The organism is Bacillus cereus (genome assembly GCF_002561295.1).
GTDB classification, from domain to species: Bacteria; Bacillota; Bacilli; order Bacillales; family Bacillaceae_G; genus Bacillus_A; species Bacillus_A cereus_S.
In genome coordinates this window covers 1-272 of sequence record NZ_NTUG01000068.1, presented here as the reverse complement: position 1 = coordinate 272, position 272 = coordinate 1, and the positions used below count along the sequence as shown (strand labels likewise).

Here is a 272-nt window from a genome sequence, read left to right as displayed (position 1 = left end):
TATGAAGTGAAAGAACAAGCAGTAGAAGGATATCAAACAGAAGTACATGGTTATGACATTACGAATACAAAGGTAGGTCAAACAAAAGTAGAAGGAACGAAAACATGGAAAGATGATAACGCAACAGATCGTCCAGAAATGATCAAAGTAGACCTACTACAAAACGGCAAAGTAATTGCAACGAAAGAAGTAAGCGCAGCGAGCGAATGGAAATATGCGTTTACAGATTTAGCGGCATATGATGCCGAAGGAAAAGCATACAAGTATGAAGT

Annotated in this window: 1 protein-coding gene; it reads left to right on the top strand. The window is 38.2% G+C overall.

Translation table 11 applies throughout. From position 1 onward, the window contains the following. Window positions 1-272: Cna B-type domain-containing protein (locus CN373_RS24435; RefSeq protein WP_240519126.1), on the top strand; the 272-nt coding region annotated here is incomplete at both ends.